16 protein-coding genes are annotated in these 23,108 nt (G+C 65.9%); 13 read left to right on the forward strand and 3 right to left on the reverse strand.

What is annotated here, in order from left to right:
- Positions 1–171: 171 nt before the first annotated feature.
- Entirely contained in the window at positions 172–414 is a 243-nt protein-coding gene (locus ACWCQK_RS35120) for a hypothetical protein (RefSeq protein WP_451162119.1), read from the reverse strand.
- A 152-nt stretch (positions 415–566) separates the two neighbouring features.
- Positions 567–770, reverse strand: a complete 204-nt coding sequence (locus tag ACWCQK_RS35125) for a hypothetical protein (protein ID WP_451162121.1) — start codon at positions 768–770, stop codon at positions 567–569.
- 38 nt (positions 771–808) lie between these two features.
- On the opposite strand from ACWCQK_RS35125, the gene ACWCQK_RS35130 reads away from it, so the two are divergent.
- On the forward strand, positions 809–1,252 hold the full coding sequence (locus ACWCQK_RS35130) for a hypothetical protein (RefSeq protein ID WP_451162123.1): 444 nt from the start codon (positions 809–811) through the stop codon (positions 1,250–1,252).
- Positions 1,253–1,792: 540 nt separating this feature from the next.
- Positions 1,793–3,229 carry a DNA phosphorothioation-associated putative methyltransferase gene (locus ACWCQK_RS35135; RefSeq protein ID WP_451162185.1) on the forward strand — a complete coding sequence of 479 codons (1,437 nt, stop codon included), beginning with the start codon at positions 1,793–1,795 and terminating at the stop codon, positions 3,227–3,229.
- Between the two features lie 14 nt (positions 3,230–3,243).
- Here ACWCQK_RS35135 and dndA read toward each other — a convergent pair whose 3' ends face one another.
- Positions 3,244–4,398, reverse strand: coding sequence for a cysteine desulfurase DndA (gene dndA, locus ACWCQK_RS35140; RefSeq protein WP_451162125.1), 1,155 nt, complete (start codon positions 4,396–4,398; stop codon positions 3,244–3,246).
- A gap of 270 nt (positions 4,399–4,668) precedes the next feature.
- On the opposite strand from dndA, the gene dndB reads away from it, so the two are divergent.
- The 11 genes from dndB to ACWCQK_RS35195 all read left to right on the forward strand — a co-directional run bounded on the left by dndB (position 4,669) and on the right by ACWCQK_RS35195 (position 23,108).
- The gene (dndB, locus tag ACWCQK_RS35145; RefSeq protein ID WP_451162127.1) at positions 4,669–5,808 is read left to right on the forward strand and encodes a DNA sulfur modification protein DndB; all 1,140 of its coding nucleotides are present in this window, start codon (positions 4,669–4,671) and stop codon (positions 5,806–5,808) included.
- A complete protein-coding gene (gene dndC / locus ACWCQK_RS35150) occupies positions 5,805–7,385 on the forward strand; it encodes a DNA phosphorothioation system sulfurtransferase DndC (RefSeq protein ID WP_451162129.1) in 1,581 nt (526 codons plus the stop codon). The genes dndB and dndC overlap by 4 nt, the downstream gene beginning before the upstream one ends.
- Positions 7,372–9,399, forward strand: a complete 2,028-nt coding sequence (dndD, locus tag ACWCQK_RS35155; protein WP_451162131.1) for a DNA sulfur modification protein DndD — start codon at positions 7,372–7,374, stop codon at positions 9,397–9,399. The genes dndC and dndD overlap by 14 nt, the downstream gene beginning before the upstream one ends.
- A complete protein-coding gene (dndE, locus tag ACWCQK_RS35160) occupies positions 9,389–9,769 on the forward strand; it encodes a DNA sulfur modification protein DndE (protein ID WP_451162133.1) in 381 nt (126 codons plus the stop codon). The genes dndD and dndE overlap by 11 nt, the downstream gene beginning before the upstream one ends.
- Before the next feature lie 1,462 nt (positions 9,770–11,231).
- Entirely contained in the window at positions 11,232–13,460 is a 2,229-nt protein-coding gene (locus ACWCQK_RS35165) for a hypothetical protein (protein ID WP_451162135.1), read from the forward strand.
- A 72-nt stretch (positions 13,461–13,532) separates the two neighbouring features.
- Positions 13,533–15,494 (forward strand): hypothetical protein, encoded by a 1,962-nt coding sequence (locus ACWCQK_RS35170; protein WP_451162137.1) that lies wholly within the window; start codon positions 13,533–13,535, stop codon positions 15,492–15,494.
- Positions 15,494–17,644: a DEAD/DEAH box helicase family protein gene (locus ACWCQK_RS35175; RefSeq protein ID WP_451162139.1), complete on the forward strand. Its 2,151-nt coding sequence runs from the start codon at positions 15,494–15,496 to the stop codon at positions 17,642–17,644. The genes ACWCQK_RS35170 and ACWCQK_RS35175 overlap by 1 nt, the downstream gene beginning before the upstream one ends.
- Before the next feature lie 48 nt (positions 17,645–17,692).
- Positions 17,693–17,857, forward strand: a complete 165-nt coding sequence (locus ACWCQK_RS35180) for a hypothetical protein (protein WP_383455659.1) — start codon at positions 17,693–17,695, stop codon at positions 17,855–17,857.
- A complete protein-coding gene (locus tag ACWCQK_RS35185; protein ID WP_451162141.1) occupies positions 17,854–19,911 on the forward strand; it encodes an AAA family ATPase in 2,058 nt (685 codons plus the stop codon). Before ACWCQK_RS35180 ends, ACWCQK_RS35185 begins: the two co-directional genes overlap by 4 nt.
- Positions 19,911–20,375: a DNA phosphorothioation-associated protein 4 gene (locus tag ACWCQK_RS35190; RefSeq protein WP_451162142.1), complete on the forward strand. Its 465-nt coding sequence runs from the start codon at positions 19,911–19,913 to the stop codon at positions 20,373–20,375. Before ACWCQK_RS35185 ends, ACWCQK_RS35190 begins: the two co-directional genes overlap by 1 nt.
- A gap of 168 nt (positions 20,376–20,543) precedes the next feature.
- A complete protein-coding gene (locus tag ACWCQK_RS35195) occupies positions 20,544–23,108 on the forward strand; it encodes a hypothetical protein (RefSeq protein ID WP_451162144.1) in 2,565 nt (854 codons plus the stop codon).

A 23,108-nucleotide genomic window follows, 5' to 3' on the forward strand; every position in this document is an offset into this window, starting at 1 on the left:
TCGTGATGGTGTAGATGTGCAGTCCGGGACTGTTCTGGCGGCTGCTGTCCTGCCATGACGGGCCGGTGGTCGGTGAGCACACGGCCCGGCTGGGCGCAGTGCTGCGCTGCGACGTGATGTGCCCGAACGTGGCCGATGCCCGGCGGTACGGCGTCGCATCGGGCGGGGCGGTCAGCGGCGGCCGGCCGGCGCGGGCTTGCGGTAGCGGTACAGGAAGCGGGCGGCCGACAGGAGGCTGGCGAATCCGGGGATTCGCCAGCCTCTGCCGGGGCGGTTGTCGGGGTGCTCGGGAACCCGTCGGCATACCTGTCGGTCGTACTGGACGACGCCGTAACAGGCGTCGCTTTCCTGGCTGTTGCGGGCCTGGCAGCCGAACGATCCGCGGTGGGCGGTGAACGCGAACGTTCCCGGCATGAAGACTTCTTGAGCTGGTCCGGGGTACGAGAGGGGGCGGGGTGGGGGTGGGATGTTTCCTCTCGAACTACTAATAATAGTGACTTTGCGGATAGCGTGAACTCGCCCTCGACCTGGTCTTTCGCTCTGCGGTAGCTGCTGCAGGTGCTGAGTCAGCGGGCGCGGTCCGGGGCGCAGGAGCGACGGGCTCGGGTGCGCTGCTGGGCGCGCAGGGAGTCGGCTTCGGCCTGGGCGTTGCGAGCGCGTTCGTACTCGCCGGTGGCCTCGGTGAGGCAGTAGGGCCCCCACCACTGCTTGACCTCGACGGTGCGGGCCAGCGAGTCGGGCAGTACCGAGGGAGGGAGGTCGGCCAGCATCATCAGCAGGACCGGGTGCGGGGAAGCGGTGACCAGCCGTGCTCCGGCTCGTCGTACCGCGCACCCTGCGCGGCACCACCCGTTCGATCGCCTTCGACCGCGAGGGCGAGGGCCTGCTGAGCTGCTCCTACCGGCTGGCGCGCTTCGTTCCCATGCAGGGAGAAGGTGCCGCCAAGGACGAACGGAAGTCGCTGCTCCGGGTCGGCGTCGCCGTGCTGACCGACGACGATCGGGTACGCCTCGACGTGGACGCACTGAACAGTGCGCTGGATGCGCCGCGGCTGCTGCGCTGGTCAGGAATGGCCTACGACCTGCCTGACGAACTGGAGCTGTACCTCTCGGTGAACTTGTCGAGCGCCGTCCGGCTACACGCGTCGATGGATGTCGTCGAAAGTGGGCTCGTGGAGGCATCGGCGCTGCTCGGTGTTCCGGCACTGGTCGACGGGGACAGCAATCGCGTACCGCACTCGCCGCGAGAATGAAGACACCGGCGGCTTCGAAAGCGGTGTGGTCACCCACGGCCCGCAGGCCGAAACGCTCGGTGACCAGTACATCGAACTGCTCCGGCGCTGGGCTCAGAACCATCGCCGTCGGGGAGCCGCCGAGATCCGCTACCTTCCCGGCTCCGCCTCTGCCTGTCTACCGGAGGCACTTTACCGAAGCGGCACGGCCTGGTCGTGGCGACCTGGTACTGACACTCCGGGCTCCGATCCCGGGTCCCGGTACCTCGCACCACCATAAACTGCCGGGGAGGCATGCATGACCGTTCAACCGACGGTGATGGGTCGCCTTCTCGACCGGGATGGGAGAGTGGGCGAACTTCACCCCCTCTGACAGCTACACGAGCAACTTCACGCCTTTCTCGATCACTTCGTCCTGTATATCGACAGCTTCGGTCTCATGATTGGCCAAGGGTGAGACGTAGCAGACAGCGCAGCCCGCAGCGCGGGCCCGCTTGTACTGTGCTGGTTGCATGTCTTCTACTGTGTTGCTGATGGTGTCGCATGTCTGTGAGTGCTGTGATGCAGGAGTCCTGGGGGAGTGATCGTCGGCGTACGGCGATTGGTCGGCTGGCGCTGTCGGTTCCGGCGCGGCAGGCACTGGCGGATCGGCAGCTGACGTCGGAGCGGACCATCCTGGATTATGGGTGTGGGCGCGGCGATGATGTGAAGGCGCTTGAACGGCTCGATTGCCGAGTGGTTGGGTGGGATCCGTATTACCGGTCGCAGACTCGGCTCGAGATCAGCGATGTGGTGCTGTTGACCTACGTGCTGAACGTGATCGAGGATCCGGCGGAACGTCGGCGGACACTCGAGCAGGCGTGGGAGTTGACTTCGACCCTGCTGGTGGTCTCGGCTCGCCTGACCTGGGAGCGGTCGAAGGTCCGCGGTGAGCATTTCGGGGACGGTCTGCTGACGAGTCGGCAGACGTTTCAACATCTTTTTGCTGCCAGTGAGCTACGCCAGTACGTGGAGGAAGTCACCGGAGCTCGGGTGGCTGCTGCGGCACCGGGCATCGTCTACGCGTTCAAGGACGACAGTGCTCGTCTGGGGTATTTGGCTTACCGAGTGGTGCCGGATGCGGAATGGCTGGCTTCCGAGGACACTGCTTCAGCCATCAGTGCGCTGGTGGATTTTGTGGAACGTCGTGGCCGGCCGCCGAGGATCGAGGAAATGCCGCGCACGGTGGCGGAGTTGCTGGCTCATCTGAAGCCGGGCGAACTGAAACGCTTGGTGCGCGATGGTGCGGATGCTGGGTGCGTCGAGGAGGGGGCCAAGCGTTCGACGTTGAATACCCTGCTGTATCTGGCAGTGGAGCTTTTCAACGGCCGTGGGCCTTTTGGGAGTCTGCCGGTGGGCTTGCAGCAGGACGTGCGTACCTTTTTCACGTCGTACAAGGAGGCATGCCAGCGGGCTGACCGGCTGCTGCTGAAGCTGCGCGATGACCAGTATGTGCGCAGTGCCATGCATGCCTCGGTGGCCGGCAAGCTGACTCCGACGGCGTTGTATGTCCATCGTCGTGCGATGGAGCGCATCCCCACGGTGCTGCGGCTGTATGAGCACTGCGCGTCGATTGCTGCCGGACGCCCCGAGCAGTGGACGGTGGCGAAACTCAAGCACGACGGTCGGGCAGTTTCGTGGCTGGACTACCCGGATTTTGATCGCGATCCACATCCACGGATTGCGTCTTCCTACGTGGTGGACCTGCACACTCTGGAAGCTTCCCACATCTCGTATGCGCAGTCGGCCAACCGTCCTTTGCTGCATCGTAAGCAGGAGTTCCTGGCGCCGGACGACCCGGACGTGCCGCGCTATCAGCGGCTGACCGATGCGGAGGTGCGCGCGGGGCTGTACCAGCGCCCGCACCTGATCGGGACCGAGATGGGCTGGCAGGCTGAGCTGATCAGGTGCGGGCGGCAACTACGCGGACATCGCCTGGTGCGGCGCATGGAGGTGTAGCGGCGGGATCGGGATCAGGCTTCGTCGGGCTGCATGGCGGCGATGGTCTGGGCAATGTCCAGCGGATCGAAGTCTTTGGCCTGTGCTGGGAACCAGGACAGACGCAGGCCGTTGGCGGCCACGTCGTCCTTGAGCCCCATGGCTTGAAGGACGTGGCTTGGGGTGTAGGAGGCGCTGGTGCATGCCGATCCTGTGGCGATGGCGACGCGGTCTTTGAGTCGGACGATCAGGGCTTCGGCGTTGAGCTTGTCGAAGCTGACGTTCAGGATGTGGGGGACGCAGTGGTCGGGGTCGCCGTTGATATGGAACCGCGTCGGCTTGAGGGCGTCGAGGATCCGCTCGCGCATGGCGCGCGCGTCGCGCTCCCAGCGGTCGCGGTTCTCTTGGAAGATCTTCGCTGCTTCGTACATGCCCATGATCAAGGGCACGGCGTGTGTGCCGGGGCGGAGCTTGCGCTCCTGGCCGCCGCCGAACATGATCGGCTCCAGGGGTGCCTTGTCCCAGCCGCGGCGCCGGGTCACCAGGGCGCCGACGCCCTTCGGCCCGCCGATCTTGTGGCCGCTGATGCTGATCAGGTCGATCGGGGCCGTCAGGTCGCCGGGTACCTTGCCGTAGCCCTGGGCGGCGTCGACATGCAGGAAGGTCGGTGTGGCGCGGAGCTTCTCGGCGAGTTCGGCGACCGGCTGGATGACACCTGTCTCGTTGTTGACGTGCATCAGCGATACCGCCAAGGTGTCAGGCTGCAGCCGCTGCAGTACTGCCTCTGTCGTGATGCGGCCGGAAGGTCCGGGCTCGAGGAAGTCGACCTCGAAGCCGCGGGTGTCGCGCAGATGCATCAGGGGTTCGATGACAGCTTTGTGCTCGATGGCCGACGTAATGATGTGTTTGCGGCCCGTTTTCTCACCGTGGGGAGCCAGCCCCAGCAGCGCGATGTTGTTGGACTCCGTCGCCCCACTGGTGAAGATCACTTCTTCGGTCTTGGCGCCGACCGTGCTGGCGATGAAGGACCGGGCTTGCTGAACCGCCTTTTTGGCGCGGGCGCCGTATTCGTGGGTGCGGCTGCCGGCGTTGCCGAAGTCCTCGGTCATCCAGTGCAGGACGACCTCGGCGACCTTCGGATCCACTCGCGTCGTCGCCGCTACATCCAGATACGCCACCACAGCGCTCACCCGCCTCAGAGCCGTTCCTCTTGCCCGTGTACGTCAAGTGCTTAACGTACACGCTGGGCAGGCACGCCACGAAGCCGATGGGATGCGCGAGCCGCCCTGGTGCACTGAACCGCCAGTGCTCCGCACATCTTCCCGCGGGGCGTGCGCTCCTTGCTGCGCTGTCTTGTCGGGTGCACCATCACCCCTCGGTACGTCATTCGCAGGTCGGAGTACGTCGACAGCAGAGTGACGTACGTTTTCCAGGAGACGTACGTACGCTACAGTTCACTGGTGCAGACTGAAGCGGCGAGCAAGGCTGCGGGGCGGGCTGTCTCGCGAGCGTCAACAGGATTTGAGTACACCTTCCCCGCCATCCGGGGGGTGCAGGCGGGGCGGGAGTTCTACGCCTCGATGTGCCCGCTGAGGCTCATCCCGAAGATCTTTCTCTTCGATGAAGATGATCTTTCCGCGGAGCTGAGAGCGCAGCGCGTGCTGAACAAGGGGCGCCTGCCCTCGCTCGCCCGCTACATTCTGGACAACCCCGACGACTATGTTTTCAGTGCGCTGACCGCATCCGTGGACGGGGACATGATCTTCGAGAGCGTGGGGGGCGAGGGGGCGGCGCACCGCACCGGCCAGCTGCGCATCCCGATGGATGCGCGCTTCCTCATCAACGACGGTCAGCACCGTCGCGCTGCCATCGAGCTCGCGCTGAAGGAGAACCCGGACCTGGGAGATGAGACGATCGCTGTCGTCTTCTTCTACGACTCCGGGCTGGCCCGCTCTCAGCAGATGTTCGCCGACCTCAATCGGCATGCGGTCCGCCCGGCCCGCTCCATCGGTGTCCTGTACGACCACCGCGATCCCAACGCCCAGATCACCCGTGCGCTGACTGAGAGCTCGGCGGTCTTCAAGGGCTTGGTGGAGATGGAGAAGAGCACTCTCTCGGCCCGCTCGCGCAAGATGTTCACCCTCAGCGCCCTGTACTTCGGGAACCAGTCGCTGCTGCAGGGGCTTGAGCTGAAGCAGGACGAGGCCATCGCCCTGACCCACGACTTTTGGCAAGCCGTTGACGGCTTGCTGCCCGAGTGGGAGCAGGTGCGCTCCCGGCAGCTGTCCGCTCAGGAGATGCGCCGCGACTTCATCCACAGTCATGGCATCGCACTCCATGCCATGGGGCGCGTCGGTAACGCAATCTTGCGTGAGACGACGAGCGAGGCGAAGTGGAACAAGCGCATCGCAGCGCTGAAGGGCGTGGACTGGTCCCGGGCGAACACCGAGTGGGAGGGCCGGGCCATCGTCGGCGGCCGCGTTTCCAAAAGCCATCAAAACGTGACACTTACCGTTAATTACTTGCGTCAGCGCCTCGGGCTGGAACTGAGCCCAGAAGAGCAGCGCGTGGAAGACGCATACCTGCGAGGCGATGCATGAGCACCATTCCCCTCAACCTCGGACTCACGCCCGTGCGGCGCAAGCCCTTCAACGGCCAGTCGCTGGATGAGGTCACCGCAGCTTTGACGGACGAGATCCGCGAGCTGTACACGGCCGACCAGGTGCCCTGGGTCATCGGATACAGCGGCGGCAAGGACTCCACCGCCGTCCTGCAACTGGTGTGGATGGCACTGAAAGACCTGCCTGAGTCTCAGCGCACCAAGCCGGTTCACGTCATCAGCACCGACACCCTGGTGGAAAACCCCGTCGTGGCCGCTTGGGTCACGACCTCGTTGGAGACGATGGACAAAGCGGCCCGAGCGCAAGGGCTGCCCATCGAGCCGCACCGTCTGACTCCAGAGATCAAAGACACCTTCTGGGTGAATCTGATCGGCCGCGGCTACCCCGCTCCACGCCCAAAGTTTCGCTGGTGCACCGAACGCTTGAAGATCAAGCCGTCGAACTCCTTCATTCGCAGCGTGGTCGCCGCCCACGGCGAGGCGATCATGGTTCTGGGTATCCGCAAGGCCGAAAGCACCGTGCGTGCCCGCGCCATGGAAAAGCACGAAAGGCGGCGCGTACGCGACCGCCTCTCTCCGAACTCAAGCCTCCCCAACTCCCTCGTCTACAGCCCCGTTGAGGACTGGGCCAACGATGACGTGTGGGAATTCCTGATGCAGATCCCCAACCCCTGGGGCTACAACAACCAGGATCTGCTCACCATGTATCAGGGCGCCTCCGGCGACGGCGAATGCCCCCTGGTCGTCGATTCCACAACCCCCTCCTGCGGCTCCAGCCGGTTCGGCTGCTGGACCTGCACCCTCGTTGAGCAGGACAAGTCGATGTCCGCGATGATCCAAAACGACGAGGAGAAGGAGTGGATGCAGCCGCTGCTGGACCTGCGCGACAAGCTGGACGCTCCATTTGGCCACTACCAGGAAGGCGATCCCGACCTTCCGCCTGGCCGCAAGGCGCCCTTCCCGCGGCCAGACAAGCCGGCACGTGACTTCCGGCGCATGAACGGCTCGGTGATGCTGTTCAAGGACGACGCCATTCATGGCCCCTACCTGCAGTCCTACCGTGAGGAATGGCTGCGTGAGCTGCTAAACGCGCAGACCTGGATCCGCGCGCACGCTCCGGAGCACGTCAAGAACATCGAGCTGATCACGCCGGATGAACTGCACGAAATCCGGCGTATCTGGGTATTCGACAAGTATGAGGTAGAAGACAGCCTGCCGCGGATCTACGAAGAGAGCACGGGGGAGCGCTTTCCCGGCGGCCCTCTCGATGAACAGCTCGTCATGGGCTCCGACGAGATGGAAGTCCTCAAAGAGGTCTGCGACGGCGACGACCTGCACTACAACATGGTGCGCGAACTGCTCGCCGTCGAGCGCAAGTACCGCACCATGGCCCGCCGCTCCGGCTTGTTCCAGGCTCTGGAACAAGCCGTACAAAAGGGCTATTACGACAATCACGGGGACGCGGTGGAGTTTGCCGCGCGCAAGAAGAAGTGGCGTGACGACATCGCCGAGAACCTGACCTTCGACGACGAAAACGAACTCGATGCTCCTGCGTAAGATCACCCTCGAAGAATTCGGGGCCTACCGCGGAAAGCAGTCGCTCGACCTCACCCCTAAGACGAACAAGCCGATCATCCTGATCGGCGGGCTCAACGGGTGCGGCAAGACGACCTTGCTCGACGCCATCCAGCTCGTCCTCTACGGAAACCGTGCCCGTTGCAGCGGCCGCGGCAGCAAGCCGTACGAGGCTTACCTGCGCGAAAGCATCAACCGCAAGGCGGACCCGGCGCGCGGCTCCTCCATCACCCTCGAGTTCACCGTCCTGACCGGCGGACACGAGCATCACTACCGGGTGGTGCGCAGTTGGAACGTCAACGGCAAGACCCTCAAAGAGTTCCTCAACGTCTACGTCGACGAAACCTACGGTCAGCGTGCCCAAACGGCCCGCGACGTCCAGCCCGAGGGCCAGTTCAACCGGCTGCTGAGTGAAGGCTGGGCCGACCACGTCGAGTCGCTCCTCCCGCTGGAGATCGCCTCACTGGCGTTCTTCGACGGCGAGAAGATCGAGTCACTCGCCGACCCCGAACGCGCTGCCTCCGTCATCGAATCCGCCGTCCACTCCCTGCTCGGCGTCAGCACGGTCCAGCAGCTGCGCAACGACCTGCTGGCCCTCCAGCGGCGCCAGAAACTGTCCGAGGAGGAACAGCACCTCCTGGACAACATCCGGGCGCAGGAGACCGAACGTGAGACGGTGGTGTCCGCATACGACGTCGCCCACCAGGAGTTGGCCCACGCTCGTAGTGAGCTGGGCAAGGCCCAGCGCACGCTGCAAACTCTGGAAGACGCCTTCGCCAAAGAGGGCGGCAACCTGTTCAGCCGACGCGTGGAGCTGGAGAACGAGAAGAAGCAGATCGTCGCCCAACTGGCCCAGGTGCGCGCCGAGCTGACCCAGTTGGCCGCAGGTCCCCTGCCGCTGCTTCTCGCCGCCCCTCTCCTCGACGGTGTGCGTGAGCAAGCGGTCAAAGAACAGCAGGCCCAGCAGTCAGCTCAGGTCCTCGAGGTCTTGCAGCAGCGCGACACGTGGCTGCTTGATCTGCTGCCCGATGCAGCACGCGCCGATGTCCTTCGCCAGCTGGAAGCAGATCGGGCCGAGCGGGCAGAAACAGCCGAGCTCGCCGTCGACCTCAGCCTCGCGCACGACACTCTGGCCCAGCTCGGCGTCCTGGACGAACTGCTTCAGCGAGACACCGCCCGCAGCGTGCAGCTGCTGCAGACGGTCGCCGACCTCACCGGGCAACTCGACCAGCTTGACCGCCAGCTGGCCGGCGTACCCGCCCAGCACAAGGTTGAGGCACTGCAGCAATCCCGCGAAGAGCAGCTGGTGGAGGTCGCCCGCGCTCAGGAATTCTGCGAGCGCGCCGCCGACCGGCTTCAGGAGCTCAAGCGCCGCCGCGAATACGTCACCACATTGCTGGAGCGAGCCCACAACGAGTTCGTGCGGACCAAGGTCAAAGCGGAGGAGGTCGAACGGATCATCAAGTACTCTGAAAAGGCCCGTGACACCCTGGAACGCTTTGGTGCCGCTCTCCTGGGGCGCCACATCAGCCGCCTTGAAGTGGCCGTTCTGCAGAGCTTCAAAACCCTCATGCGCAAGCAGAGCCTGGTCCACCATCTGCGGATCGACACGGACAAGTTCACGCTCACCCTTAGCGACGCCGACGGTGAGTCAATTGACCCCGCGCGTCTCAGCGCCGGCGAGCGCCAGCTGCTGGCCGTCTCCCTGCTGTGGGGACTGATGCGGGTGGCCGGCAGCCGGCTGCCCAGCGTCATCGACACCCCACTGGGGCGTCTCGACAGCCGCCACCGTGAACACCTCGTCGACCGCTACTTCCCTCACGCCAGCAACCAGGTCCTGCTGCTGTCCACCGACGAGGAGATCGACGAACACCTCATGGGCCGTCTGAGGAAGTCCGTCGCCCAGACCTACACGCTGGTGCACGACGACACGCAGTTCACTACCAGCGTCGTCGAGGGCTACTGGTGGAACGGGGGAGTCCAGCATGCCGGTTGAAAATGTCCGCCTCTCCCAGCCGGCCAGAGATCGGCTGGTCTACCTCAAGCGCACCACCGGCATCACGCAGTGGAACGTGCTGTGCCGATGGGCGCTGCTGCTGTCGCTGAAGGACCCTTCCACTCCGCTGGTGAAGGACATCGTCACCGACTCCAACGTCGAGATGAGCTGGAAGACCTTCGCAGGCCAGCACGGCGACCTCTACCTGGCGCTGCTCAAGCAGCGCTGCGTCGCCATCGGCGAGGAGCCCACCGACGACAACGTCCAGCGCATCCTGACCGTCCACCTGCACCGCGGCATCGGCTATCTCGGTGCCGACAAGCAGATGGCCACGATCGAGGGAATGGTCGGCGCCGTCGTGCCCGCCTGACGCGATTTCGCCATTCGTCTGATCCCCCCAGGTGAAGCAGCCTGGGGGGATCGGCATGTGAGCACCCCTGCGCTGAACCTGGCCCGCAGGGGTGCCGCCTTTTCTCCCCGCGGGTAGCCCGCGCTGCATCGCTGCGATGTGTAAGCCCCGTACAAGGCCGGGCCTGACGCAAGCGATCATCATGTGATCATATTGTGAACGATGTATTGAGCAATCATTTCATGGGCGGGCTGTGTGCAGCCTTCCTGGCGACGTGGGCGGCTGCCGTGCCGGTCGGATATCGCCGTGGATGAAACTCCTTCCGCCCGGGCCACGTGGTAGACGACCGCCTGGGCGAGGGGGGTGGATGTGCGCCGTTGCTGCTGGTAAAAGACCTAGCCGAGGAAGCCTGCCGACCGCAGCCACCCGCCGACGGATGCCGTTGCGGACGCCCGGAGGGTCCTGCGTTCCATCACGTTTCGGTGGTCGGGGCAACCATCCGGGGGTCCCGCGTGTCAGTGTGATCGTCTACGCTAATTTTTCACAAACGGCGACAGGTGCAACCTGCGCGAACGCCGTCGCGCCCGGGGGAGAGGAACCACCATCAGTGCACGCACGCGCCATCATTCCCAGTAGTGCTCCGCTGCCTCACGGCACGCCTGTGCAGAAGCGTGGGCTCGGGTTGGCCGCGCCCCGGTCACCCCGTGCGCACGACCATGATCGAGGGTGTGCAGGCGGGCTGACCAGCTCCTCACACCCGGGCGAGTGAGGGGCGTCGACGTTGAACGCTTCCTCGCACAGTCGCTATTCCATGCTCGACGTCAACGAGGCGCCCGAAACTTTGGGTCTATACGTCGGGTATGTCAAGTCTAGGGCGAGTTCGCATGCCGGGAAGGTGCACCCCAGCCCGCAGGGCGAACAAGCCACCGAAGGCTGCTTGCACGGACGGGACGCGGGCTCTTACGAGCCGCTGCACAGTGCTGCACGGACGCGGTTCCTGCGGCGCGGTATGGAAGGGCGAGCTCGAGCTCGAGACGCCGGTGCACCAGCCCGACGCGGAAGCTGGCGCAGCCTCCGTGAAGCAGGAAAGCGTCTGGCGACATTAATGGATTCGCTGGACAGCGCGGAGCCGCGGGTGATGGCCATCATCGTGCGCATGGCGTCCCCGGTGTTCTCCTCGCCGCTGGCGGGGAGAATCTGTGCGCGCGTCTGCGCACCCGCCGCCGATATTTCACCAAAGGGTACGAGTGGCTGCGGGATCAACCGGAGGACGCGGCGGCGGTGGAAGCGAAGGGAAAGACGTTCTGCGCACGGGCGGCTGCTCGCAATATGAGTATGCGTCAACTCGAAGCTTGGGTCATCGATGTGGGCGATTAGGAAGACGACGCCGTGACCGTCACGCATCTGCGCCACACTGCACAGTCAGCACAGTGGCTACTGCACCGGCTGTACGCGCCGATTCTCGGAAGGCAATAGGAACACGATGTTCGGCTCAGGAAGCAAGCTCACGTTTCGCGACTACGTTCAGGGAACGTGGGGCACGTTCACCACGCCGGCGGGCCGGGTGGACTACATCATGACCAAAGCGCGGCTCGGCGAGGAGACCGATGACCCCGAGCGCCAGCTCACCAAGAGCCTGGCCCCGGTGCGTGAGGTCATGGAAGCCGGTGATCTGGACTTCAACCAGCTCCTGCAGCGTGACCTGGACGATCACCGCGTGGCGGTCAAACTGATCCCCTACCTGCTGGATCGCAAGCCGACCGGGCCTGCGTTCTTGCCGCCCATCGTGGCAGTGCTGCTGCCCTTCCGCAGCAGGCGCCCCTCGCACTTCGAGCAGATGGGCCAGCCCAGCGTAGTTCCCGACGACGGGGCCCAGTGGCAGCAGGAGCAGGCAGGAACCGCCTTCCAGATCCAGCGTCTGCTCGGGGCCAACGACCTGCTGCACCCGGCCAGTGTGGGCAAACTGTGGTGGAACAAGACCGAAGCGCAGCTGGTCGTCCTCGACGGCCAGCACCGCGCCATGGCTTTGTTGGCCATCGAACGCACGATGACGAAGAGCTGGCAGAACAGCGGCGGCGCGCGCTTTCGCTCGTTCTACGAACACCAGGTCCTCCAGGCGCTCGACGACTTCGGCGATGTCGACCTGAGCCGCATCGAAGTGCCGGTCACCGTGTGCTGGTTCCCTGACCAGACTGGTGAGAACGCGCGGCCTCACGAGGCTGCACGGAAACTGTTCGTGGACGTCAACAAGGAAGCGCGTCCGCCGTCGGAGTCCCGGATCATCTTGTTGTCGGATGCCGAACTGAGCAACGTACTCACCCGACGCGTGCTCAGCGAGCTGCGCAACGACAAAAGCGATGCCCTGCTGCCCATCTACGCCGTGGAGTACGACAACCCCGAGGTGAACTCCACCCGGCCGGCCCGCTGGTCGGTGCTGACCAACATTCACCTGCTGAAGTTCGCCGTCGACCGCTGCGTCTTCGGCCCTCCCAAGTACCTCAAAAACGTCGCCCAGAAGATCGGCGGACGCCTCAGCCTGACGGAGCTGGATGCCTTCATGCAGGAGCAGCTGGACCTTACCAGCCTCCTGCCCGATCAGATCGAGGAAGGCGGTGCCACCTACCAGCGGGACAAGATCGGCAATACAGCGTTCCCGCTGAGCTGGATGGACGTCATCAGCGACCGGTTCGCCGCCACTTGGGGCCGGGCGATCCTCACCCTCCTGTCGCGCACCGCTCCCTATGCCGCTCACGCCACGGCGCTGACGCAGCTGAAAGACGACTGGCACATTGACGACACCGGCCTGACCCTCGCGCACGACGCACTGTTCAGCGGGGTGGGCGTGTTTTGGACGCTGCGCGACAGCCATGAACACTATCTGGAGGAGAAGACCGCAGGCAGGAAGGCCACCAAGTCCGACGTGATCCGCGCCTGGGAGGCGCTGAAGGGCCGGGAGGAGATCTTCGAGACCTACCGTGCCCAGGCGTATCTGGACTCCGGGCGCAGCGGCACCCTTAAGCAGTCGAAAGCCGCCTACGCCGTGTTCAACACCCATGCCTGCCAGCTGGGGATGATGATGACCCTCGGCTCGCTGTGGGAACTGCGTAAGACCCAGCCCGGCGGTGGCAACATCAACGACCTGCCGCAGTTCGCGGAGGCGCTGGTGAAGGCGTGGAACGCCTACTTCGCCCTGGAGTCGGGCAAGGCCAAAGACCGCAGGCTCGCCTTCAACAAAGCTGAAACTGCGCACCCCCTGAACCAGATTGCCAACATGGAGACCCCTCAGGCGGTCTACTTCCGCTACTTCTGGCTGCAGGTGCTGGACACCCCCCAGGCATGGGCTCACGTCTCCGACTGGTTCACCGACCGCGCCGCGTTCGAGGACATGCTCAGCGCTGCCCGGGGCCTTTACCTGAGTCTGTGCCAGGACCAGCAGCTCAAGGCACTCAAGACCAGCCGCCCCGGCGTCGCGGAGACCAAGCTGCGTGTCGAGGCGCACAGGGCCGCCCGTGCCGCGCTCGGCCGTGCCCTGAAGGAATGGTTCTACGGCTCGGACGAGTCCTACAAGAACTGGCTGGACCAGATCGACCAGCACGGAGTGGCTGTACAGGAGCCCCAGGACGCTCAGGCGGAGAGCGAGCAGAGCGCTGACGGCGTGGAGGAAACCGAAGCCGAGCCGATAAGCAGCGTGAACGATCTTCTGAGCGAGTGACGCGTGCCTGGCGGCGACGGCAGTCGCCGCCAGGCACCGAGATGGTTCACCGGTACTACCAGGGTGGGAAAGATGTCAGCTTCACTCTCGTTGCTCAAGCCGACGTGGCACATCGTGCTGCCGTGGCTGGATCAGCTGGAGCCCGAGCAGTTGCTCGCACTCCAGCGGATGGGAGGTCCGGCGCAGTGGTGGCTGCACGAGACGCCCGAAGAGACCAGCGCACGCCGCCCGTACATGGACGACGTCTTCGAGCTGTTTGCCTCTTTCCTGGGCTGGGGTGGTGAGGCGGCGCTGGGCGAGCGGCCTCTGCATCTGCTGCTTCCTTCCCTGCCGCGGCAGATGCCGACGGCCGAGCTGGAGCTAGAGGCGATTGCGGTGGACGTTCTGCAAGCGGCCGGCGGCAAGACGCTGGCCGACGTCACCCTGTTGACGCCGTCGACCATCGCCTGCCTGGCGAAGGTCCGCACCGAGACCAAACGTGAGATCCTCGCGGCGCTGGTGCGTGCCGCTGCCCTGTTTCCGCAGCCGGAGGCATCCGCGCAGGTGCCTGCAGTACCCGCGCACAGTGAGCCGGACGGCCCCGGCAACGCGGTTCCGCGCTGGTTCATCGCTCTGGACGCCCGCCAGCAAGATCTGATCACCCTGCATCTGTGTGCGTCTGCTCCGGTGTCGGTCGACGAGCTGGCGGACCGCTACCGCACCCTGCAGTCGTGGGTCACGCGGCTGCTACAGGAGCTACCTCAGCAGCTGCAGAGCGCGGCGCTTGCGTCGCCCAAGCTCGCCTGCGCGCTGGAGCTGTTCGAATCTGCGACGCAGACCCCCGTCACGCGCACCGATCTGATGAACCACCATCCCTGGCTCGCAGACCGGCTGCCAGGCAGCCAGGTGCGGGTACTGGAGCTGCTGCTCGCGCTGCACTGGTCAGGGAGCAGCGACGGGGACTGGCTGTTCGGCGGATCGCTCGCGCATGCCCGCAAGCTGACCCGCACGGCCCTCGGTTTGGTACCGGGGGAGGCGCTGTCGCTGCCGGCGGCCACGCGGCTGCTGCAGGACACCGGGCGTCCCCTCCACGCCACACAGCAGTGGCTGGAGTACTGCGGGCTGCAGGTCGTGGGCGGACGGCAGGTCGAGCTTGCCACCGCGGATCGGCCTGCCGCCACAGCCGCCCCTCAGGCGTCGGCGGAGGACTACGAGCTGCCGCCGCCGCGTCACGCCGCCGCGTCCCAGCGCCGTCATGCTGCCGCGGCCTCCGACCCGGACGCGGTGGTGGACCTTGAGCCCCTCTCGGGGCCCGGATCGGTGCAGGCGTCCCCGCTGGCACAGGTCTTCGAACAACTGCGCATCTTCGCCTGCGAACAGCGTCCGGGCGAGCAGCTGGCCGACCTGCTGCGTGATAGCGAAGAACTGCCTGAGCCGTTGCGGACGCTGGTGGCACGTGCCCTCGCCGCGGTCGCCACGGCCGACGGCTGGCAGCTGCCCGAAGACGCACCCGGCCCCGATACTTTCGGGGATCTGGCTGAGCCGTCCGGAGAGGAGCCCGCCGCCGCACCGGACGGCACTGGGCGCGGATCGCTCGCCGACCGAGCTCACGCCGTACTTGAGGAGCTCGGGTATCCCCTGGACTGGCCGCTGCTCGTCGAGCGCATGGGCCCTGGCGTGAACATTCGCTCGCTCAAAGCCCAACTGTCCGCGGACGGCCGGTTCGTGCGCAGCGACGTCAACTCGTGGGCCCTCATACAGTGGGGGCTGCGCCGTTACACCAGCATCAAGGAGCTGATCGCACAGGAAGTGGACCGGGCCGGCGGTTCGATCCCCACCGACGAGCTGGTTGCGGCGTTGACCAGCGAATTCACCATTGCCGCCGCCAGCGTCCGCGTCTCCGCCTCATCGCCGCCCTTCACCGCACGCGACGGCGTGGTCCGCCGGCTCAGCGATGTCCGCGCCGGACAAGACGGCCAGCAGCCTTCATCCGCTCCCGACTCCGACGACGAGGGGCCGTCCTCCGACGACCTGATCAACCTGATGGGGCTGTGATGAACCGGCACCCCGGCGGCCTGAGCGCGGCGGATCTCCACGCCGACTACCGCAGCGACCGCTGCGACATCGTCCACGACTTCTACGTCCCCGCCCTAGGCGCGGCCACCTCCTACGACCGTGCCGTGGGCTACTTCAGCGCCTCGGTGCTCGCCGTGCTCGGCCAAGGACTGGAGGAGTTCGCCGCACGCGGGGGGACGATGCGCATCGTCGCCTCCCCCCAGCTCACCGCCGACGATGTGGCGCAGATCCACGCCGGATACGAACTGCGAGCCGTGCTGCAACAGGCAGCAGTGCGGGACATGGAACAAGCAGCCCAGGACCCGCGGGCAGCCAGCGGGCTGGGCAAACTCGGCCTCCTCATCGCCGACAGCCGCCTCGACATCAAACTCGCCTACATCAGCACCCACGACCGAATCGGCATCTACCACGAAAAAATCGGAATCTTCCACGACGGCCACGATCTGGTTGCCTTCAAAGGCAGCGCGAACGAGACCATGCCGGCACTGGTCGGCAACTTCGAGTCGATCGAGGTCTTTCGCACCTGGGAGCCCGGCGACCGCGACCGGGCCGTGCGCATCAGCCAGGACTTCGACGACCTGTGGGACGACCGGACCCCACTGCTGCGGGTACTCGACTTCACCGCCGGCGCCCACACGGTCATCCAGCGCTGCGCCCCCTCCACCACAGACGAGACGACGCACATTCCGCCCCTGGACGGAGCCCTGATCACCCTGCCGCGCCCGGACAGCGCCGGACGGCTGGCGATCCCCGGCGAACTGAGCGTGCGTGACTACCAGAAGCAGGCCGTGCAAGCCTGGTTCGAGGCCGGCGGCCGGGGCATTCTGCGCATGGCCACCGGCACCGGCAAGACCCTCACCGCCCTGGCGGCCGCAGCCCAGTTGACCCGCGTCCTGCAAAAACACGACCAACCACTCCTGACCTTGGTCATCGCCCCCTACCAGCACCTGGTCGACCAGTGGTGCAAGGACATCGCCTGGTTCGGTGTGCAGCCCATCCGCGCCTACGAATCCACCAGCAGCTGGTTCGGCAAAGCCTCCTCGCTCCTGGACGCCCTGGCGCTAGGCAGCGCCCAGGGCGGGGTGATCGTGACCACCAACGCCACCTTCGCCGCCGGCCCCCTGCAGTCGATCCTGGCCCGTCACCGCGGCCGCCTCCTCATCATCGCGGACGAATGCCACAACCTCGGAGCCAAGCGCCTACGCGAGAAACTGCCCGCCTCGGCGGCCTACCGGCTCGGGCTGTCAGCCACGCCAGAACGCTGGTTCGACGATCGAGGCACCGCGGCATTGGCGGAGTACTTCGGCGACGTCGTCTTCGAGATGGGCATCGGCGACGCCATCCGTGCAGGCGCCCTGTGCCGCTACACCTACACACCCGTCCTGGTCGAACTGGACGACGAGGAGACCTACCTCTACGCGGAGGTGACGGAGAAGATCGCCAAGCTCATCGCAGCCGACGGCGGCCTCTCCTCCGACACCGACGACGACAGTCCGCTCGGCCAGCTCCTGCGCCGACGCTCCAACATCCTCGGACACGCCCGCGCCAAACTGCCTGCCCTGCGCAGAGAGATCACCGCACGGCGCAACGACTGGTACCAACTGCTCTACTGCGCCGAAGGCCGCCACCCCCTCGCCTACGAGGACGGTGATCCGAACGAACCGACCCAGCTGCAGCAGGCTCTGGCCATGGTCGGCACGGAACTGCGCATGCCCGCCGCCCCCTACACCGCCGAGACCAAACGCCCCGAACGCCAGCAGCTGCTGCGCCAGTTCGCCACCGGTTCTCAGCTGCAGGTCCTATTGTCGATGAAGTGCCTGGACGAGGGGGTGGACGTGCCGGCCGCTCGCACCGCCTACCTCCTGGCCAGCTCTTCCAACCCGCGCCAGTTCATCCAGCGCCGCGGCCGCGTGCTGCGCAAAGCGCCAGGGAAAGAACGTGCGGACATCGTCGACTTCATCGTCGTGCCCCCCAGCGATGCGAGTGACCTGCACCGTGAGACGGAGCGCCGCATGGTGGCCCGCGAGCTGGCACGGGTGACGGAATTCGCCCGGCTCGCCGACAACGAAGCACACACCCTCGACATCCTGCGCCCGCTACGCCTGCGATACGGGCTCTTGGACACCTGACAGCACCCCCGCACGACCGACCTACAGCCCGACGTTGGAGAAAGACCCATGGGGACGACGGAAAGCCTGAAAGACATCATGGACGACCTCTCGCCCGAAGCGAGAAAGCTCGTGGCGAAGGTGTGGCAGCTCGAGCGTGAGCACCTGCACGTGAAGAATCCGACCCTGCTCACCGACGAGATCGTCCGCGCCGCCAAGGAGCTGGCCAAATGAGACTCCTCAAGCTCACGCTGGACAACTTCCGCGTCTTCTACGGAACCCAACTGCTCGACCTCGAGGTCACCGCAGAAAAGCCGGCCATCCTCATCTTCGGCATGAACGGCGCCGGCAAGACCACCCTGCTGAACGCGTTCACCTGGGCGCTGTACGGCTCCTTCTCCGACGACGTGGAACACCAGGAACGCGTGATCAACGATCACGCCTGGACGCAGACACCGTTCGGCGGCGTCGCGGGTGCCTCGGTGAAGGTCGAATTCGAGCACGAGGGACTGCTGTTCACCGTGCTGCGCACAGTCACCACGACCAAGAACACCGAAGAGCAGGTCGAGCTGACGCCCAAGCTCATTGTCACCGAATCCGAGCACGGCGTGAGCACCACCGTCGCCAACGGCCAGGACCGCATTCAGAAGATCCTTCCCGAGGGGCTGCGGCAGTTCTTCTTCTTCAACGGTGAACGTATGGAACGCATGTTCACCGGTGACCGCACCGACGAGGTCAAGCAGGCGATCAAGACCCTGATGGGGCTGGAAGAGATCGAGCGGGCCATCGCCACCCACCTGCCGGGCGCCTCTCGAAAACTGCGCAAGCAGATCGCCAGCAACGGCGATGGGCGCCTGCAGGCGCTGATGACCGAGCAGGAAGCACTGGAACAGCAAAAGCTCGACGTCCACACGCAGGTGCTGGAGCTGTCGGAGATCGAGGGCGGCTACAAACGAGAAGTGGAGGCAGCCATTCAGGCCCTCCTGGCCAACGGCAAGGCAGCGCCGCTCCAGCGCCAGCGCACCAAGCTGCACTCCCGCCTCAAAGAGCTGGTCGACAAGCGCGCCGAGCGCCAGGAAAAAAAGCGGGACCTGCTCGCCCGCAAGGGCTTCCTCGCCTTCACCGGCGGCATCGACACCCAGGTCCTGGACCTCGCCGAAGGGATGCGCAAGCGCCGGGAGCTGCCCGCGGGCATCCAGCGCGACTACATCGACGGCCTCCTCGAAGACGGCCTGTGCATGTGCGGACGCGACCTGCCCGAGGGATCCCAGGCACGGCTGGCGCTGGAGGAACGCCGCTACAACGCCGGACTCGCCGACGTCGAGACCCGCTGGATGTACCTGCGCGGCAAGGCCGCCGACCTCAGTCTGGCACGGGCCGATCTGTTGGCGAACCTGCGGGAGTGCGTCTCCGAGATCGAGGAGATCGAGTCCTCGATCCGGCAGATCGACGCCGAACTGAGCGACATCGACCGGGAGCTCAAGGGCGTCGACGTGATGGACGTCCAGCGCCTGGAAGAGCGGCGCAAGGAGTTCGACAGCAAGCTCCTCGACGTCCGCCAGCAGATCCGCGAAGCGCAGTCCCAGTTGACGGAGCTAGACGAGCGGATCGACAAGGTCAAGCGCCAGTTCCACTCCGCGCGGGTGCAGGACGAGGAGTCCAAGCGCATCCAGCGGCAGGTCGCCCTGGTCGACGAAGTCCTCACCGCCTTCCAACGGATCTTGGCGGTGAAGACCGAAGAAGTGCGCCAGCAGCTCGATGAGAAGGTCAAGACCGTCTTCGGGCGGATCTGCATCAAGCCCTTCACCCCCCGCCTCACCCCCGACTTCGCTCTGGAACTGCTCAACCACTCCGCCGGCGTCGCCGCCGCCCGCAGCACCGGCGAAAATCAGATCCTGGGCCTGTCGTTCGTGGGCGCCGTCTCCGAACTGGCCAAGGAAACCCACGACCGCAAGCAGAAGACACCGGACGCAGTGCTCGGCGGCGGGGGAGTCTACCCGGTGGTCATGGACGCCCCGTTCGGCAACCTCGACGTCGCCTACCAAAACGACATCGCCGAATCCCTGCCCAAACTCACCTCCCAGATCGTCACCCTGCTGTCGAAGTCACAGTCCCGCGGCAAGGTGCTCGACCACCTCGGCGCCGCCGCATCCCGCATGTACGTGCTGCGCTCCTACATCACCAACACCGAAGCCGACGAGGACACCATCACCATCGACGGCCACGCCCACCCCTACGTTTCCCACGGCGACTTCAACCACACCGTTCTGGAAGAGGTGACCCTCTGATGGCCGTCGAAATCCGCTTCCGGCGCCCCGCCGAACACGAACAGCTGCTGGCCCTCCTCACCGGCAAGGACGGCCCCTTCCGCTCCAACTACGAAGCACTGCTGTTCGCCGCCTCCCTGGGCCGCAGGAAGGAACGCCGCGTCGAGTTCGAAAAGTCCGGCGAGATGATCCGCTACGCCCTGGTCGAAAACCGCGAATACGGCGACGTGCTCATCGACCTGATCGCCGCAGCCGAGCTCCCCAAAGACGCGAAAATCCTCGCCGACGAGCGGCTCGCCGAACGACTGAGGATCTTCGAGGACTACGCCAACGGCGGCCTGCACTACCTCCAGGCGGAGATCAACACCCGGGGCAGCAGAGACCTCGTCGCCATCGTCAGCTCCCTCGTCCTGGATGCACTCACCCCCACCACGGACACCAACGACGACCCCGTCAAGGACATGCTGGACGCCCTCGAGTGGTAGCACCGCACACCAGCCACCACCCGGACAGAGGCCGCACGCCCAGCGCCTGACACCCCTTCACCCGCGTGGCTGCGCACCGTGCCAGCACGGCGCGCAGCCACCACCCCCAGCAGCCACCACCCCCACCGTGTGCCAACACCATCGAACGTACGAGAAGCGGAACCTCACGTGACAGGCCTGATCGAACCCACGCCGCCATGGCACCACGTCCTCGCCGACCTACTGCCGTCCCTCCGCTTCGGCGACCCCCACCAGCTGGGCCTCGCACTCAACGACGCCCGCCTGCCCGCCACCTGGTGGAACACCACCCCACTGCGCGATGCCCTCGCCACCACCGGCGCAGCACAGATCGCCCAGAGCGCCGCCCACACCCTCACCACCCACTGGCCGCACCTAACACTCGCCACCGCACTACCCCAGCTGTGCTTCTGCCCCGAAGGCCAGCACACCGACCTCCACACCACCATCGGCCACGCCGCCAGCACCGGCGAGGACACCCTCACCTCGCTTGTCCTCGCCCTGCTACGCCCCTTCCTCACCGGCGGACGCGACCTGACCCACCCCGCCACCGCCGCACCGAACACTGCAGTCACCCACACGCACGACATGGACGCCGCCGAGCTCACCGCCTTGCTCACGCGCCTGCTCCCCGCCGACGCGCCCCCGGCCCTCCAAGCCGCTGCAGACACACTGCGCGCATGGGCCCAGCCCTCCGGCCGCGACAACGACACCGACACCACCTCGGCTGTTGCGACGCCTACCGTGGTGCCCGCCCTGGCCGCACACCCGCTCCAGGCATTCGATGTCCTCGTCGGCACCTGGAACGAACGGCAGCTGGCCATCGCCGCCGGACGCATCTTCAACCCCAGCCGCACCTCCCTGGAAAACCTCGGCGAGCAGTTCAACGTCAGCCGCGAACGAGTCCGACAGATCCAGGTCGAACTCGAGAAGAACCTCCAGCACTGGCTCCACGGAGACGACGGCCAGCCCTTCCTCGCCCACCTCCTGGCCACCCAAGAACACCTCGGGCCCGTGGCCACCGAAGCGAGCCTGCGCGCCCTGCACCCCACACACGAACAGAGTGTTGCCGCTCTTGGCCTGCCCCTGTGGCAGGTCATCGCCGCCCTGCTGCCCGAGCGCACCTGGACCAGCAGCTGGCTGGTACAAGGCGATCTCGACCATCGCCTGGAACACACGCGTACCGAGCTCGCAGAACGCTGCACGACCACGGTGCCCGCATGGTCCGACGTCGTGGAACTGCTCACACAGCAGGGAATCCGCCCAGCCGACGCCGAAGCCTGGCTGCAGGCGATCAAGGGCTTCCGCGTCATCGACGGACACCTGCTGCCCTGGGGCCGCTCGATCAGCGACCGGGCCGAAGCCGTCCTGGCCCTGGTGGGACACCCCCTGCCGATGGAAGACCTCTACAGCCGCCTGGACGACACCACCGCCCTGGCCAGCCTGCGCAACCAAATCCAGACCGACGACCGCTTCCTGCGACGCGACCGAGACCTGTATGGCCTGCGCCGCTGGGGCGGCACCGAGTACCTCGGCATACGCGAGATGATCAACAGGGAACTCGCGAACACCGGCGGCCAGGCCCAGATCGAAGACATCGTCACCACGCTCTGCTCGCAGTTCGACGTATCGGAAAGGTCAGTCCGCGCCTACCTCGCCGCCCCGGAGTACGACCGCTTCCAGCGCGGCTGGGTCCGCCTGACTACTCCCGACGACCCCGCACTCGCCGACTACCAGCCACGCCGCGACGTCGCACAGACCCGGCGCTGCTTCCAGACCGGCCAGGGAACCTGGTGGTACCGGCTCGACGTCAACGGCGAACACCTGCGCGGCTCCGGCTTCACCATCCCCACCGGCTTCGCTGCACACCTCAGCCTCACCCCGGGCAGCCGGCTGGAACTGTCCCACGACGTCGGCACCACCCAGCTCGTCTGGCGCAACCAGCCCACCTGCGGCTCCCTGCGCACCCTGCTCGAGCACATGCAAGCCGGAGAGGGAGACCATGTGTTCCTCGCCGCCAAGGACGGGCACCTCAAGGCACTGCGCGTAGCCGAGAAGGACGAACGCGACCTCACCGACACCCAGCGCGCCCTGCACCTGATGGCCCTGTCCGGCCAGATCCTCGACAAGGACATGCCCTCAGTGGTGGGCCAGCGCATCGGACTGGCCGACGCGACCAGCATGGACGACGTCCTCTCCCACCTGCGCGCACGCGGCGACAAGGACATCCTCGAACTGCTCAGCCCCCAGTACCCCACCGCCCTCGACGACACCCCGACAGCCGCACCGCAACCCGCTCCTACCCTCAAGCCCGCCCCTGCACCCGATGCGCAACCCACCAGCGAACCCATCAACGACGCTCAGCCCTCTCCCACAGCACGCGACGCCGTCTGGGACGAAGTCTTCACCTTGCTCGACCCGGACAACGAAGCCGACCTGATCGAGGTGGCCCGGAAAGTCGCCGACCGTGGCAAGACCGCACCAATCTTCGGCTACGAACTCGGCGACGGCGGCTGGCAAGCCGACTTCGCCTGGGACCAGGAAGCGGCCAAGGTCGCCATCGTGACCTCATCCGAACCTGGCGCCAACCAGGAAAACGAACGCCGTGACAGCGCCTACCAGGCAGCCGGCTGGACCATCCGCACCGCCACCGACTGGCTCGCCAACTTCGATGAGCTGCTCGCCCTGCTTCCCGACACCCCTGCCGGCAGCTGA

This window comes from Streptomyces sp. NPDC002306 (assembly GCF_053593435.1).